Annotated in this window: 12 protein-coding genes; 4 read left to right on the top strand and 8 right to left on the bottom strand. The window is 69.7% G+C overall.

Features of this window, described 5'->3' with window-relative positions; translation table 11 throughout:
• Positions 1-9 precede the first annotated feature (9 nt).
• The gene (locus G9C85_RS01055; RefSeq protein WP_166036316.1) at positions 10-2,436 is read right to left on the bottom strand and encodes a transcriptional regulator; all 2,427 of its coding nucleotides are present in this window, start codon (positions 2,434-2,436) and stop codon (positions 10-12) included.
• A 194-nt stretch (positions 2,437-2,630) separates the two neighbouring features.
• Positions 2,631-2,909 (bottom strand): UPF0058 family protein, encoded by a 279-nt coding sequence (locus G9C85_RS01050; protein ID WP_166036315.1) that lies wholly within the window; start codon positions 2,907-2,909, stop codon positions 2,631-2,633.
• Positions 2,910-3,031: 122 nt separating this feature from the next.
• Between G9C85_RS01050 and G9C85_RS01045 the strand changes: the two genes are divergently transcribed.
• A complete protein-coding gene (locus G9C85_RS01045) occupies positions 3,032-4,159 on the top strand; it encodes a hypothetical protein (protein WP_166036314.1) in 1,128 nt (375 codons plus the stop codon).
• A 24-nt stretch (positions 4,160-4,183) separates the two neighbouring features.
• On the opposite strand, the gene G9C85_RS01040 is transcribed toward G9C85_RS01045, so the two are convergent.
• Together G9C85_RS01040 and G9C85_RS01035 are read right to left on the bottom strand one after the other, a co-directional pair.
• Positions 4,184-5,815 carry a TrkA family potassium uptake protein gene (locus G9C85_RS01040; RefSeq protein WP_166036313.1) on the bottom strand — a complete coding sequence of 544 codons (1,632 nt, stop codon included), beginning with the start codon at positions 5,813-5,815 and terminating at the stop codon, positions 4,184-4,186.
• 72 nt (positions 5,816-5,887) lie between these two features.
• Positions 5,888-6,547 (bottom strand): DUF998 domain-containing protein, encoded by a 660-nt coding sequence (locus tag G9C85_RS01035; RefSeq protein ID WP_166036312.1) that lies wholly within the window; start codon positions 6,545-6,547, stop codon positions 5,888-5,890.
• Between the two features lie 177 nt (positions 6,548-6,724).
• On the opposite strand from G9C85_RS01035, the gene G9C85_RS01030 reads away from it, so the two are divergent.
• The 3 genes from G9C85_RS01030 (at position 6,725) to G9C85_RS01020 (ending at position 8,199) form a co-directional block, all read left to right on the top strand.
• Positions 6,725-6,946 (top strand): DUF4175 domain-containing protein, encoded by a 222-nt coding sequence (locus G9C85_RS01030; RefSeq protein ID WP_166036311.1) that lies wholly within the window; start codon positions 6,725-6,727, stop codon positions 6,944-6,946.
• A 45-nt stretch (positions 6,947-6,991) separates the two neighbouring features.
• Positions 6,992-7,342 carry a VOC family protein gene (locus G9C85_RS01025; RefSeq protein ID WP_166036310.1) on the top strand — a complete coding sequence of 117 codons (351 nt, stop codon included), beginning with the start codon at positions 6,992-6,994 and terminating at the stop codon, positions 7,340-7,342.
• Between the two features lie 197 nt (positions 7,343-7,539).
• On the top strand, positions 7,540-8,199 hold the full coding sequence (locus G9C85_RS01020) for a dolichyl-phosphate hexose transferase (RefSeq protein WP_240148796.1): 660 nt from the start codon (positions 7,540-7,542) through the stop codon (positions 8,197-8,199).
• Positions 8,200-8,226: 27 nt separating this feature from the next.
• Here the strand turns inward: G9C85_RS01020 and G9C85_RS01015 are convergent, their stop codons facing one another.
• Genes G9C85_RS01015 through G9C85_RS01000 form a run of 4 tightly spaced genes read right to left on the bottom strand, consistent with a single transcriptional unit; the run spans position 8,227 to position 14,356 of the window.
• A complete protein-coding gene (locus G9C85_RS01015; protein ID WP_166036308.1) occupies positions 8,227-10,425 on the bottom strand; it encodes a glycosyltransferase family 39 protein in 2,199 nt (732 codons plus the stop codon).
• A complete protein-coding gene (locus G9C85_RS01010) occupies positions 10,426-11,583 on the bottom strand; it encodes an ABC transporter ATP-binding protein (protein WP_166036307.1) in 1,158 nt (385 codons plus the stop codon). It lies immediately after the preceding gene.
• A 14-nt stretch (positions 11,584-11,597) separates the two neighbouring features.
• The gene (locus tag G9C85_RS01005) at positions 11,598-13,202 is read right to left on the bottom strand and encodes an iron ABC transporter permease (RefSeq protein ID WP_166036306.1); all 1,605 of its coding nucleotides are present in this window, start codon (positions 13,200-13,202) and stop codon (positions 11,598-11,600) included.
• On the bottom strand, positions 13,202-14,356 hold the full coding sequence (locus G9C85_RS01000) for an extracellular solute-binding protein (protein ID WP_166036305.1): 1,155 nt from the start codon (positions 14,354-14,356) through the stop codon (positions 13,202-13,204). Before G9C85_RS01000 ends, G9C85_RS01005 begins: the two co-directional genes overlap by 1 nt.
• Positions 14,357-14,444: the final 88 nt, after the last annotated feature.

Below are 14,444 nucleotides of genomic sequence, written 5' to 3'. Positions count from 1 at the left end.
GCCCGCCGCTCAGAGCTCGGGGACGTTCACGTGGAACTCGCCGTTCCGCGTCTCGACGAGACAGAGGTGATAGCCGCGCTTCCGGGAGAGCTTCACGTAGCTCTTCTTGGAATCCCGGCGGAGGAGACTACCGCTGGTCGCCTCGTCCGCGATCTCCAGCGCCTCCGGCTCGAAGAAGCTCGCCGTCACCATGAACGCGCCGGCGAGCGCGTCGCTCGTCCGCTTGACGCGACTCGCGCGCTCCTGCAGGTCGACCATCATCGACTCGGTCGCCGGATCCCGGCCGTCGTTGACGTTCGCGACCAGCAGGGGGTTCCCCATGCGGTCGCGGACGACGACGTCGAACGTCGTCTGCTCGCGGTGCTCCTCACCGTCCTCGTCGTACCGGAGGGAGACGTCCCCGTAGAGCTCGATCCGGTCGACTTTCGGGAACGCCTCGTAGAGGTCGCCGAGGTCGCTCTCGTTCCCGGTGTCGCGGATCTCGAACACGAGGTCGTAGACGAACCACTCGACGAACCGGTAGGGCGTGGAGTCGTAGAGGAACTCGTCGTACGGCTGGCCGTCGACGGCGGCGTCGGCCGCGTCGAACCCAGTGTGGTACTCGAGGCGGAGGTTCGCCTCAAGGTCGGCGACGGAGACGTCGGTGTCGTGGACGTCCTCGAGCGTCGTCGCGCTCTTCGAGCCGTACCGGACGAAGAGGTTCGTTCCCTCGAGAGCCTCTCGCGGCGACAGTTCGACGCTCGCGGCCGCCGCCGGCGACTCCTCGGCCTCCAGATGCTCCCGTGCGCTCGCGAGGTCGGCCTCGAGGTCGGCGACCTCGCTCTCGAGTGACTCCACGCGCGCCTCCAGTTCGCGGTTGCGTTCGCGGAGTTCGTCGCGTTCGCGCTCCAGGTCGTCGCGCTCGCTCGCGACGGCGTCGCGCTCCCCGCGGACGTCCTCGAGTTCCGACTCCAGTTCGGAGACGCGCTCCGGGGCGGCCCCGCTCGGCCCACCAGTGGACGCGGGCGCACCGCTTCGCTGACGACTCTCGGTCCGTTCCGCGCCCGAACTCCTGTTCCGCGACCGACCGCCGTTCGACCCGGTCGGCTCGCGACCGCTGGCGTCGCGACCGCCCTGCGTACGACTCGACGACGGCGACGCAGCGCTCGCCGAGAGCGGGTCATCGTCGTCGTCGTCCGTCGACCGCTCGGGGTTGATCGAGGGGATCGTCGTCGTCTCCCGCCACGCCGCCTCGTCGTCGATCTCCGACGTCTGGGCCTCGTCTTCGACCTCCGCCATCACCTCGTCGGGGACCTCCGCCATCGCGCCGCCTGCCTCGCCGTCGCCTCCATCGCGGCCGCCCTGCGGTTCGTCCGCATGCCGCCGCGTCGCGTCGTCAACGCCCTGGCCGGCATCCGCGCCGGCCCGTTCGCGATCGCCCTGGCCGGCGTCCGCGCTGACCCGTTCGCGATCGCCCTGGCCGGCGTCCGCGCCGTCTCGTCCGCCAGCGCCTCGGTCGTCCCTCCGCCCCCCGGACCGTCGCCGCTCGGGGTCCGTCCCCCGAGCGTTCCGCTGACTCTCCCCCTGCCGGTCTGGCTCGGCCTCGTCGACCGCCCCGGGCGAGTCCTCGGCGTCGTCGACCGGCGGGGCGGCGACTGCTCCGTCGTCGTCCGCCGCGCCCGCCGTCGCGTCCGACCCCACCGTCGCGTCCGACGCCGTCGCACCGCCCGTACCGGGCGTCGGCGAACTGTCCGCGCTCACGGCGTCGACGCCAGCATCCGAGTCGTCCTCGGCGTCAGGAACACCCACATCCGCGCCGCCAGCGGCATCTGCAGCGCTGCCGGACGCGCCGACGGCCGCACCGCCAGCGCCGCTCCCAGCGGCGTCGTCCTGGGAGTCGTCCTCGGGTTCGTCCTCGGCGGGCGGGACGTCCTGTACCTCGATGTCGACGTCCCAGACCGTGTAGATCCCGACCTCGTCGTTCGCGCGGTCGAAGGCGTCGTCGTCGGTCACGAGCTGCTCGGAGTTCCCGACGAACGCGCAACTCATCGACCGTCCGCCGTAGTAGACGACGTAGTAATCGCCCGACAGTACGTTCTCGGACAGCTCGACGTAGCCCGTGAACGACCCCGACGAGAGCGTCTCGTCGGCTTCGGAGATCGGCGTATCGTTCGTGTAGTACTTCGCGCGTTCCTCGCCGCCCTGCTCGCGCATCGCGAACAGGAGCGGGAGACTGGGATGCGGTGCCTCGTAGATCGTGCCGGATGCGCCCTCGAACGACTCGACGTCGCCACCGACGACGCCGACGACCTTACCGTTCAACACGAAGGCGGTCGTCGACCCCGTCTCCACGGCCCCAGAGAACTCCGCGTCCGCGAGCTCTCGGAGGTCCTCGTAGCCCGAGGAGAACGGACGCGACTCCCAGTCCTTGACGCGCTCTTCCGTACGCGAGTCCATGTACGCCCTTCGCCCCACGCGGACCAAATAGGTTCCGCCGTCGCGACCGGGTCCATCCCGCAAACTGTTCAGTTGGTCTACGAGTTCGGGCGCTTCGCGAGCAGATCGCGTCGATTCGGCCCCAACCACGTGCGGAGACGACGGCCGGGGGCATCGTCGTCACTACGCGGCGATGCGTCGAGAGAAGAGCGAGTTCAGATCTTGGACTCGGCGTCGTCGGCGAGCTCCTTCATGCGCTTGCCGATGCGGCCGGCGCTCGAGAACTCGTCCTCGCTCATCGCCTTCGCGAGCGAGTTCCCGAGCACGAACACCGCGTGCTTGTGCTCGCTCTTGGACTTGTGGACGTCCGTCGGGTCGATGTCGAGTTCTCGGTACGTCGAGAACAGGCCGTCGGGGACCTCGTCCTGGTCGGAGAAGTTCTCCATGATCGTAACCATGTGCTCGTGGAGTTCGAGGAGCTCGTCCTTGTGCATGACAGTTCGTATGTGTTCAGCGAGATTTAAGCGTTTGGCCGGTGCTTGCGAACGGTTTCCACGATTCTTTCGCAAGTGGTTTGCGCCACGATTTATGAGGGGGACGGGCGTAGCCGTGCGTGATGCCCGAGATACGCCTCGAACTCTCGCCGGAGGACGTCCGGAAGCTGGACACGGAGGTCGACCTCCTGGGCTTCGAGGACCGAGCGGCGTACCTGCGGTGGATCATCGGGAACCGCGCCGCGATCGAGCAGGGCACGGAGCGCGACCAGTTGCTGACGGAGTACCAGTCGCGCGTCGACGAACTGGAGGCGAAGCTCTCAGCACACGACGGCGAGGGCGACCAGCGAGTTGCGGACCCGGCGGACGCCACCGGTGCGGTGGACGCGGCCGGTAAGGCCGGTACCGTCGAGACCGACCGGACGCGGGCGACGGACGGGAGTGGCGCGACGACGGCCACGGCGTCCCAGGACGGCTCTCACGGCGGCGAGTCGACCGCGGACGCCGACCGGCCCGCAGCGACCGAACAGGGAGCCAACGCCGACCGACCCGCAGCGACCGAACAGGAGGGCACCGCCGACCGAGCCGCGGCGACCGAACAGTCGACGCTCGACGCGAGTACGGACGACCGCGACGAGCCCGAGAGCGTCGCGGCTGACGCTGCGCGCGGGAACTCCCGCGCGGAGAACGACGACCTCGGCGGGAACTTCGCGCCCGAGCGCGTCGAGCGCTTCGAGGACGAGTCGTTGGGGTCGCACGCGAACCAGCTCCGGGGCGTCGAGGGCGAGCGCCTCGACGAGTTCGCGCGGCGCGCGGTCGCGAAGACCCGCGAGCGACTCGGCCGGGAACCCTCCACGGGCCTGGACTACCGGTCGGGAACGCGCATCGCGCGGTCCAGTTCCGACGTCCGGCCCGGCGAGGACCTCGTCGACCTCGACTCGCTCGACGTCCCCGGCCGGTCGGAGTCGACGTGCGAGCCTCGGCGAGAGGCCGTCGGTGCGGCGCTCGCGTACCTCCGGGACGTGAGTCGCGCGAAGCGCGGGGACTTCGTCGACGAACTCTACGACGAGTACCCCGCGGGCTACGACAGCGAATCCGGCTGGTGGCGGTGCGTGAAACGCGGCCTGAAGGACGCGCCCGTCGTCGACGGCGGCGGCGAGGACTCGCGCGTCTGGCGGTACCGGCCGCCGGGGAGTCGCGAGGGCGAACTCGTCGGCGGCGGGCCGACGCGCGTCGTCGACCCCGAGTGACACGCAGCGACGGCGGCGACCGTCTTACCCGAGCAGTTCCTGGAACCGGTTCGTTCCGGCGTCCGTTCCGGCGACGACGAGGTCGTCGTTCGCTCTGATCTCCGTGTCCGGGCCGACGTCCGTCTGGAGCACTCCGTCACGTTCGAGCGCGACGACCGTGCAGCCAGTCCGCGACCGGACGAGCGCTTCGGCGAGCGTCTTCCCGGTCAACCCGGGCGCCTTCGTGCGAACGACCTCGATCTGGGTGTTCAGCGAGATCACGTCCTCGTCGAGCACCTCGGAGGCGACCATCCGGCCGGTGACGGTCGCGAGCGAGAGCACGTAGTCGGCGCCGGCCCGGTACATCTTCTTCGACGACTCGATCTGTTCGGCGCGACAGACGATCTCGATCGCGTCGGTCGCATCGCGCGCGACGAGCGTCGCGAACTCCGTCGCGGTGTCGTCGGGGAGCGCGAGGACGAGCGTCCGCGCTTCCTGGATGCCCGCCGCCTCGAGCGCGTCCGGGTCCGTCGCGTCCCCGACGACGTCGACGCCGTCCTGGTCCTCCCTGTCGAGGACCGTGTACGGGAGGTTCGCGTCCTCGAGGTCCGCGACGACGCGTCGACCGACTTCGCCGTAGCCGGCGACGATCGTCTCGCCTCTCGCGACCCGACGGGACTCGCTCAGCGTGAGTTCCTTCGCGCGCTCCAGCGCGGCCTCCTCGCCGGTCATCAGGAGGACGGTTCCCGCTTCGACCGTCGCATTCGGGTCGGGCGGGGACTCGAACTCGCCGTCGAACCACGCGCCGATGACGTTCACGCCCGCTCGCTCGCGGAGGCCGCTCTCCGCGATCGTCGTCCCGACGAGCGCGCTTTCGCGGTGGATGGGGAACTCGGCGACGTCGAAGTCCTCGCCGATCTCGACGGCCGCACCGATCTCCGCGGTGAGTGCCGCCGTCACCTTGTTCGCGAGGCTCTCGCCGAGGATCGACCGCGGCGACAGCACGACGTCAGCGCCCGCAAGTTCGTGGTATCGAGCCCTATCGGGGTCCTCGACGACGCTGACGCGGAGGACGTGCTCGGCGACCTCGCGAGCGCCGAGGACGATGCTCGCGTCCACCTGATCGGAGACGTCGGCGATGAGCGCTCTCGCCGCCGGGAGGTTCGCGCGATGCAAGCCCGCTTCGCTGTCGGGGTCCGCGTGGATGACGTCGTAGCCGGCCTCGAGGAGGTCCGTCGCTCGTTCGCGATCCGGTTCGACGATGACGTAGGGGACGTCGACGGAGTCGAGTTCGTCGACGAGCGGGTCGGCGCGCGGCGTGTACGTGCAGATGACGACGTGGTCGGTGACGTCTTCGTCGACGGCGGTCGGGACCGTCGTCGCGATCGCCTCCTCGAACAGCGGGAAGACGAGAACGGGGAGTGCGAGGAAGATGAGGACGACGCCGGTGAGGTCCATGACGATGACGAGCACGTTCATCGCGGCCGTCGACCACGGCGAATCGGACCCGAAGCCAGTGGTCGTGAACGTCTCGACGACGACCTGGAGCGAGTGAAGGAACGTCACGGGGTCGCCCTCGATCGCGTTCATCCCGTGATAGTAGAGGACGGCGTACGCGAGCATCACGAACGCGAGCCCGGCGAGGTAGTACGTCGTCCGCCGCTGCCAGGTGTCCATGGTTCCTGTACCCCGACGGGCGCTGAAAACGATTCCGGCGGAGAGTCGAGTGACGCCGCCGCGGCCGGCCGCTCAGGCGGCCCGTCGTTTCCGGGCGGCGAGCCACGCGGCCCAGCCGCCGAGGACGACCGCGCCGACGAACTCCGGGACTGCGAAGTACGTCCACGTGTCGCCGTCGCCAGTGAACGCGAACGCCTCGAGGACGATCCAGACGACCCACTGGACGGCGTAGAGGTTCGCGAGCCAGATGGTCGCCAGTCCAGCTCGCGCGTCGTCGGCGAGGACCATCCCGCTACCGTAGAGCCACGGGACGACGCCGATGGAGAAGAACAGGAGGACCGCGAAGAGGAAGTGGAGTTCGTCGAACGGCGCTGGTGCGGCGTCGGACTCGAGGAAGGCGACGCCGACGCCGGCCATGCAAACGAGCGCGACCCCGAACCCGACCGCGCCGACGCGCTCGAACGCGTTTCGGGCGTCGAGGACGAGCAGCGCGACGAACGGCAGGCCGAGGAGGCCGCCCGCGAACAGGCCGCCGTTGAACAGGAGCCACGCGAGCTGGTTCGCGGAGTCGACCGCGAACACTCCGAGGCCGGTCGATTCGCCCATGCTCGAGAGCGACCGCGTCGCCCAGGAGAACTTCGGGTCGACGAGCGTCGCGAGCGACACGAGCCCGATGGACGCCGCGGGGGCGGCGAACCCGAAGGACGTCAGCGTCCGACGAGATGGAGTCATCGACTTCGCGTTCACCGCCGGCGGGGAAAACGTTGTTCGCCGGGCTCCAGTTCGAATACACGCCGCGTCCCGCCAGAGCCGGGTTCGCTTCGTGTTCGGTATTCGCTACCGGATACCGACCACGTCCTCACTGTTTAGGGACGGCTTCGAAGACGCAGACGGCGACATCCATCCAGCATGGACGAAGCACTCGACGTCGTCGAGGTCGTCGCCGAATCGGGATTCGAGGACGCGTTCGCGTGGGTCCTCCGCGCGCTCGGCATCCTGCTCGTGCTCGCGGGACTCGGCGTGTGGCTGCTCACCGAGCTGATCTGGCTACCGGTCGCGCTCGTCGCCGCCGGCCTCATCTGCCTCGTCGCTCCCCAGATACTCCTGTTCCTCGTCGAACTCGCCGGCTGAACGCGGACGAGAACGCTTTTTTCGACCCGGGTCGAGGTCCGGGGTATGTCCGGGATCGTGTTCTTCGGGTGCGAGGACTACGAGGCGACGGCGTCGTTCTACGTCGACGAGGTCGGTGCGGAAGTCTGGCTGGAGCAGACGGCGTGTACGATCTGCAAGTACGACAACTTCCTGTTCGGGTTCTGTGCGAGCGACGAGACGGAGACCGAGGGCGTGCTGACGTTCGTGACCGAGGACCGCGCGGGCGTCGACGAGTTCTACGAGCGATTCGCCGACCGCGCGCGCTCGGAGCCGGTCGTGAACGACGAGTTCGACGTCTACCAGTTCTTCGCGGACGACCCGGACGGGCGGACGATGGAGTTCCAGACGTTCCTGCACGACACCGACCCCGTGTAGCGCCCGACCCAGATTTTTTGGTAAGCCTAAAGTCGCGCCGCTGGCAACGGGTTGGCATGAGCGACAGCGACGACGAGACAGTCGACGCGACCGAGAATCACGACGCCGGCGACGACTCCGCGCGCAACGATCGGGACGAGACGAGCGACGAGGCCACCTCGGCTGGCGAGTTCACGTTCGACGACCTGGCCGTGGTGATGGGGACGTACAACGAGGAGGCCGCCATCGGGACCGTCCTCGACGACGTCGAGCGCGTCTCGGACGGCCGCGCAGAGGTCGTCTGCGTGGACGGCTCTAGCGACCGAACGCCGGAAATCGCCCGCGAGAGGGGCGCGACGGTCATCGAGCAGGAACCACAGGGATACGGGGTCGCGGTCCGCGAGGCCGTCCTCACGCCGGACCGGCCCGTCGTCGTGACGACGGACTGCGACGACACGTACCCGATGGACGCACTCCCCAGGTTCCTCGAGAAGGTCAACGAGGGGTACGACGTCGTCTCCGGCGACCGCCTCTACCACGGCGCCGACGCGATGCCCGCGTTCAACCGCCTCGGGAACCACGCGTTCGCCGCGATAGCGAGCGCGCTCATGGGGACGCGCGTCCACGACACCACGACGGGGATGCGCGCGTACCGACGCGACGTCCTCCAGGAGATCACGTGGACGACGAACACCGCGCTGTCGGCGGAGCTGCTCATCCGGCCCACGATGCGCGGCCGTCGCGTCGTCGAGATCCCCATCGAGTACGGCGAGCGCGCCGGCGAGACGAAGCTCGACCCCATCCAGGGCGGCTGGGAGATCGGGACTGGCATCGTCCGCGTCTGCCTCGAGGAACGACTCCGTCGGCTGTTCGACTGACCGCGAGATCTCCTGGGGACCGTCTTCTCACGCCGTCGCGTTCGGCGACCGGTTCGCGAACCCGTTCGCCCAGACCGCGACGTCGACGGAGACGCCCGCGGGCGAGTCGCCGGGGCGGTACGCGGCGCCGCCGTCGCACGTCGCGTACTCGATGCAGGTCTCCACGTACGGCGTCATCGCCGCGCTCGGTGCGTCGCCCGCGCCGCCGCGCACCGGCGTCTCCACGCGGTACGTGAGGCCGCCGCTGCCGCGACTGCCGAGGAACGCGGTCACGGTCACGGTGTCCGTGTCCTCGACGGCGACGCTCCCGTTCCCGGTGCGGGCCTCGACGTCGTCGCCGACGAGGCGCGCGCGGCCGTCGGCGACGACGATGCGCGCGTCGATGCCGTCCGCGAGCGCACCATCGGATTCGTTCACGTAGTACGCGACGCTGTCCTCGTCGGTCGTCAACTCCACGGCGGCGCGTTCGGTCCACGACGGCGTGCCGAGCGAGGCGTCGACGCCCGCGCGCTCGCCGCGAGCGACGTCGACGCGCTGGACGCGCGGGTCGACGGACGCGCCGTCGAACGGCGCCCACCGCCCGCGATAGGTGTACCGGTAGTACGACCGGTTCGGGTACGCGTCGACGACCGCGAAGTTCTCGCCGTCGCGGTCGAGCGCGTACACGACGTCGCCGTCGAACCCGGGGTCGTTCCGGTACGCCTGCAGCGGGTGATTGAGCCAGTCGCCGTAGATCTGCGGGAGGAAGAGGACTGCGTCGTCGAACTCGCGGTCGGCGTCGTAGGCGTCGGCGACGTGCTGGCTCGAGACGTAGTTCGCCCCGAGCGGATGTGCGAGCGCGCCGACGCCGACGCCCGCGACGACGAGCGCGAGGACGACCGCGCCGGCGGCGACGGCCGTCCGGCGAGCGCCCGACGTCGCGGCGAGGCGGGCACGCACGCGAGCGACGAGATCGCGGGCGCCCCACGCGCCGAAGATCGCGGTCGGGGCGAGCACGTCGAAGTGGTAGTACGGGCCGAGCGTCCAGACGAGGCCGTCCGCGACGACGTCCAGGTTCCCGAGGACGTTCAGGTTCCCCCAGAACGCGACGTTCCCGACGACGACCGCGGGGACGACCGCGGCGAGGAGCAATCGGAGCGTGCGGTCGTCGAGCGAACTGGTAGCGCCATCCGCAGGAGACGCGTCGGCGAGCGCGCGACGGGCGCCCCACGCGGCGAGGGCGGTGCCGGCGACGCCGAGGGGAACCCAGCGGGCGAAGAGTCGGGCGGCGACCTCGGCGTTCGCGCGGACGGCGAGCGCGGGCGTGTAGTTCCGCGAGTAGTCGAGGATCTCGCGCGTCCCGAACCCGAGGCCGTCCCGCGGGGCGAACGCCTGGTAGGGGAACGTGAGCGCGTCGCCGGTGACGACGGCGTTGTACGCGAGCGCGAGCGCGACGAACCCGACGCCGAGCGCGCCCGTGACGGCGTTGGCCTCCAGCGCGGGCCGCGAGCGGCCGCGGAGGACGCACCAGGCGGCGTGCGCGACGAACGGCGACGCGAACAGGACCGCAGTGTAGGGTCGCGAGAAGAACGCGAGGCCGACCGCGACGCCCGCCACGGCCGCCCAGCCGAATCGTCGCGCGCGCGCTGTCCCGTCGGCGCGAGCGTCGGCGTTTCGACCGGTGCCGGTCCGTGCCGCACGAACGTACGCGTACGCGAACGCGAGGTTGAACAGGGTCGTCGGCGCGTACGAGAGGAACACGGACGAGGAGACGACGAACAGCGGCGACGCGAGCAGGAGGCCGCCCGCGAGCAGGCCGGTACGGTGGTCGAACGCCTCGCGGCCGAGCGCGACAGCGAGTGCGACGTTCCCCGCGGCGACGACCGCGAGCGCAACCCGGTACGAGCCCGCGACGGCCTTCCCGAGCGCGAACACGCCCGCCGCGACCGGCGTGTACTTCGAGTAGAGTGCGTCGCCGTCCCGCACGAAGAACCACGGCCGGACCGCGTCCGGGACCGCCGGACGCAGGAACAACTGGCCGTCCAGCAGCATCGCGGCCTGCTGGAGGTACACCGCCTCGTCGTGGTTCGTCGAGTGATAAGGAAAGACGACGACGGAGACGACGTACGCGAGCACGCCGGCGAGGAGCGCGAGCGCGAGCGTCGACGGCCGAACGGAGATCTGATCGCGAACGCGGAGCCGGAGGCGATCGCCGTTGGTCGCGTCCGCTCGGTCGCCGTCCGACATCTAGCGTGTCGGGTACCAGGCGATGGTATGATCGGCGACGAGCTCGACGTTCACGCGCTGCCCGAGTTCGAAGTCCGTGACGTGATTGTGCTGGCAGTGGACGACGTCGCCGGAGTCCATGCGGACGCGGTAGACGAACGACGGCCCCATGTACTGGCGGTAGATGATCTCGCCGTTCCCGCCGTCGTCGGCCTCCACGGGCGTCGCGCGCAGGTCGTCCGGGCGAACGAGCAGGTCGATCTCGGCGTTCTCGTACTCGGTCGTCAGCCCTTCGACCATCGACGCCGGGAAGTCGCCGAGCACCGTCTCGACCGCGCCGTCCGCGAAGTGCCCGGTGAGGAACGAGGCCTGGCCGAGGAAGGAGGCGACGAACCGGGACTCGGGGTGCTGGAACACCTTCTCGGGCGTCCCGATCTGCTCGACGTCGCCCTCGCTCATCACCGCGACGCGGTCCGAGATCGAGAGCGCCTCCTCCTGGTCGTGGGTCACCGAGACGGCGGTGACGTCGGCTTCCTTGAGGATGGCGCGGACCTCCTCGCGCATCTGCTCGCGCAGGCGCACGTCGAGGTTCGAGAACGGCTCGTCGAGGAGGAGGACGCTCGGTTCAGGCGCGAGCGAGCGCGCGAGCGCCACGCGCTGCTGTTGACCGCCCGAGAGCTGCGTGGGCTTCGAGCCGCGCTGGTCCTCCAGGCCGACGAGTTCCAGGAGGTCGTCGACGCGCGCCGCGGTCTCCTCGGCGTCGCGGTCCTGGAGGCCGAACGCGACGTTCTCCGCGACCGTGAGGTGCGGGAACAGCGCGAAGTCCTGGAAGACGATGCCGACGTCGCGGTCCTCGGGCTTCCGGAATGTATCCGCGTCCGCAATGGGCTCGCCGTCGAGGCGAACCACGCCCTCGTCCGGGCGCTCGAGGCCCGCGAGTACGCGCAGCGTCGTCGTCTTCCCGCAGCCGGAGGGGCCCAGGAGCGTGAGGAGTTCGCCGTCGTGCACGGACACCGAGAGGTCGTCGACCGCGCACTCGGGCCCGAAGCGCTTCGTGACGCCGTCGAGTTCGAGGACGACGGCGTCGCCGGCCGGATCCGTCCGTTCCTCGTCGTCGGCCGCCGGTCGTCCGTACGGGTCCTCGCGGTCGAGCCCTCGTGGAGATTCGTTACGTGACATGGATTCCACCCTCGTTACGCGACATCGTCGCCACCTCGCGACAGCAAGACCAGCATCGAGATCGCGGAGAGGCCCACCAGCGCCAGCGCGGGCACGGCCGCCTTCCCGTAGTGCCTGGACTCCTGTACCATCCAGATGTACGTGACGAGGGTTTCAAAACCTAGCGGTCGCAGCAGGAGCGTCGCCGGGAGCTCCTTCATCGTCGTCAGGAAGACGAGCGCAGCCCCGGAGACGACGCCGGGGACGACCAGCGGGAGCGTGACCTTCCGGAACGTCGCGGCGGGCGAGTGCCCGAGCGTGCGCGCGGCCTCGACGAGCCGGCCGTCGACCTGGAGGAGCGACGACCGGACGCTCCCGACGGCCTGCGGGAGGAACCGGACGACGTACGCGAACACCATGAGCGGGATCGTGCCGTAGATCGCGGGCGCGAACCGGTTCCCCATCGCGACGAGCGCGATGCCGACGACGATACCGGGGACCGCGTACCCGACGTACGTGCCGCGTTCGAGCAGGCGCGTGAGTCGGGAGTCGTCCGCGACGGACGTGTACGCGACGGGGAGCGCCATGAGGATGCTGCCGGCGGCCGCGAGGACGCTCACGGTGAGCGAGTTCCAGCCGTACTCCCAGGAGAACGCGTACCCGGAGCCCGCACCGCCGGTGTCGCGGACGAGCCAGAGGACGAGGAGGCCGACGGGGACGGCGAGGCAGGCGGCGACGACGAGCGCGCAGAACGCGAGCGCGGGCGCCTTCAGCCACCCGAGTTCCAGGCGGGTGCTCGCCCGCGGATTCGTGGACGCGTACCCGGAGGCGTCGCCGGACTCGACCGCGGATTCGAGCGCGATGACGACCGCGGTCACCGCGAGCAACTGCACGGATAGCAACGCGGTGAGCTGGATGTCGTAGTTCGACGTGTAGAGGACTTTCGTGAAGACGTCGTACCCCATGATCGCTGGCGTCCCGAAGTCCGAGAGCGCGTACAGCGCCACGAGGAGCGCGCCGGCGGCGACGCCGGGCAGGACTTGCGGGAGGACGACCTTCAGGAACGCCGAGCGCCGGGAGTGATTCAGGGTGCGTGCGGCCTCGAGGAGGGTGGCGTCGAACGATGCGAGGCTCGCGCGCGTCGCCAGGAAGACGTACGGGAACGTGAACAGGGTCAGGACGAGCACGGTCCCGAGAAGGCCGCGAATCGGGGGGACGTGGACGTCCAGACCGAGCGTGGCGAGCGTCGTCGCGATGTCGCCGTTCGGGCCGCTCGCGTTGAAGTACGCGAACGCGCCGATGTAGCTCGGGACGACGAGCGGGAGCGAGACGGCGACCGTCCAGAACCGACGGCCGGGGAGGTCGGTCTGACTGGTCAGGATCGCCAGTGGAAGGCCGAGGAGGATCGACGCGCCGGTGACGACGGCGACGACGAGGAGGCTGTTGCGGACCGTGTCGAGCTCGGCCGCGAACAGGTCGAAGGCGCCGTCGACCCCGACGCCGGCGGCCTCGACGACGATCCAGAGGACCGGCGACAGGACGAGCGCGGCGACGGCGGCGCTCAGGAGGGTGAGTGCGAGCGTGCCGTCGCCGCGTGCCTCGCGACGGAGCGCCGCGAGCAATCCCTCCTCGGTCGCCATCAGAGGACGCCGACCTCCCGCATCAGTTCGAGGGTCGGTTCGAGGTCGCTGAGCTTCGTGAGGTCGAGCTCCGGCGGGTTGAGTTCGTCGATGGTCGGGAGGTCACCGACGGGCTGGACGCCGGGAATCATCGGGTAAGCGTACGCGCGCGTCGCGAAGAACTCCTGGGCTTCCGCGGTCAGGAGGTGGCGCGCGAACAGTTCGGCGAGCTCGGCGTTCTGCGTGCCCTCGATGGCTTCGATGCCGGAGACGTTGACGAGCGCGCCGGCGTCGTTCTCCGTGAACGCCAGGTCGATCGGCGGGTCCTCGCGGGCGGCCTGCACGCGGAGGGCGTAGTAGTGGTTCGCGAACCCGGCGCCGACCGCGCCGGTGGCGACGCCGCGAGAGGTGAAGTACTCGTCGCGGAACTCCTCGACGTTCTGGTCGAGCATGCCCTGGAGCCACGTCTTCGTCGCTCCGCGGCCCTCCATGATGCGCATCGCGGTGACGAAGGACTTGAACGCACCGTACGTCGGCCCCCAGCCCATCGAGTCGGCGAACTTCGACTGGTTCGCGAACGCGGTGACGTCGCTGGGAATGTCGTCTTCGCTGAACTGGTTCGTGTTGTAGGGGATGGCGCGGGCGCGGCCGGCGACGCCGACCCAACGGCCTTCGGAATCCTGGAGTTCGCTGGGGACGGGACTCAGGACGTCGTCCGAGAGCGACGCTGCGTAGCCCTCGTTCGCGACGAGGCCGAGCGAGGACGCGTCGATGCTCCAGAAGACGTCCGCGCGACTCTGCCCGCTCTTCTTCTCCTCGATGATGGTGTTGGCGAGCTGCGTGGAGGGCGCGGACTTGAGGTTCGCCTCGAAGTCGGGGTACTTCTCCTCGAGGAGTTCGATGAGACCGCGGTAGAGGCCGCCTTCGCCGCCGCCGATGTAGATGGCGAGGCTCCCGGAGAGGTCGTCGAGGTCGTCCATGGAGGTGCCTTCGGGGGCTGCGCGGCCGGAGACGAACGGGCCAGAGCCCCGGAACTCGCTCAGGGAGAGGTCGTTGCTGCTTTCGTCGTCGAAGAGGCCGAGACAGCCCGCGGAGGCCGCGGCTGCACTGACTGCCGACGTCGCGAGGAGTTCGCGGCGACCGATCCGACCGACAGACGCGTCGTCGTTGCTCATACTGGATTTAGGCTGCCCTAAAACGTAAATAGTTGCCGATTCGGAGCCGTGCAGGCACTCGATTGCGTGCCGAGACAGCGACACGAGA

This window comes from Halorubellus sp. JP-L1, from assembly GCF_011440375.1.
Taxonomy (GTDB): domain Archaea; phylum Halobacteriota; class Halobacteria; order Halobacteriales; family Natrialbaceae; genus Halorubellus.
Note: the sequence above shows the minus strand (reverse complement) of the source record. Positions and strands in the feature narration are given on the sequence as shown.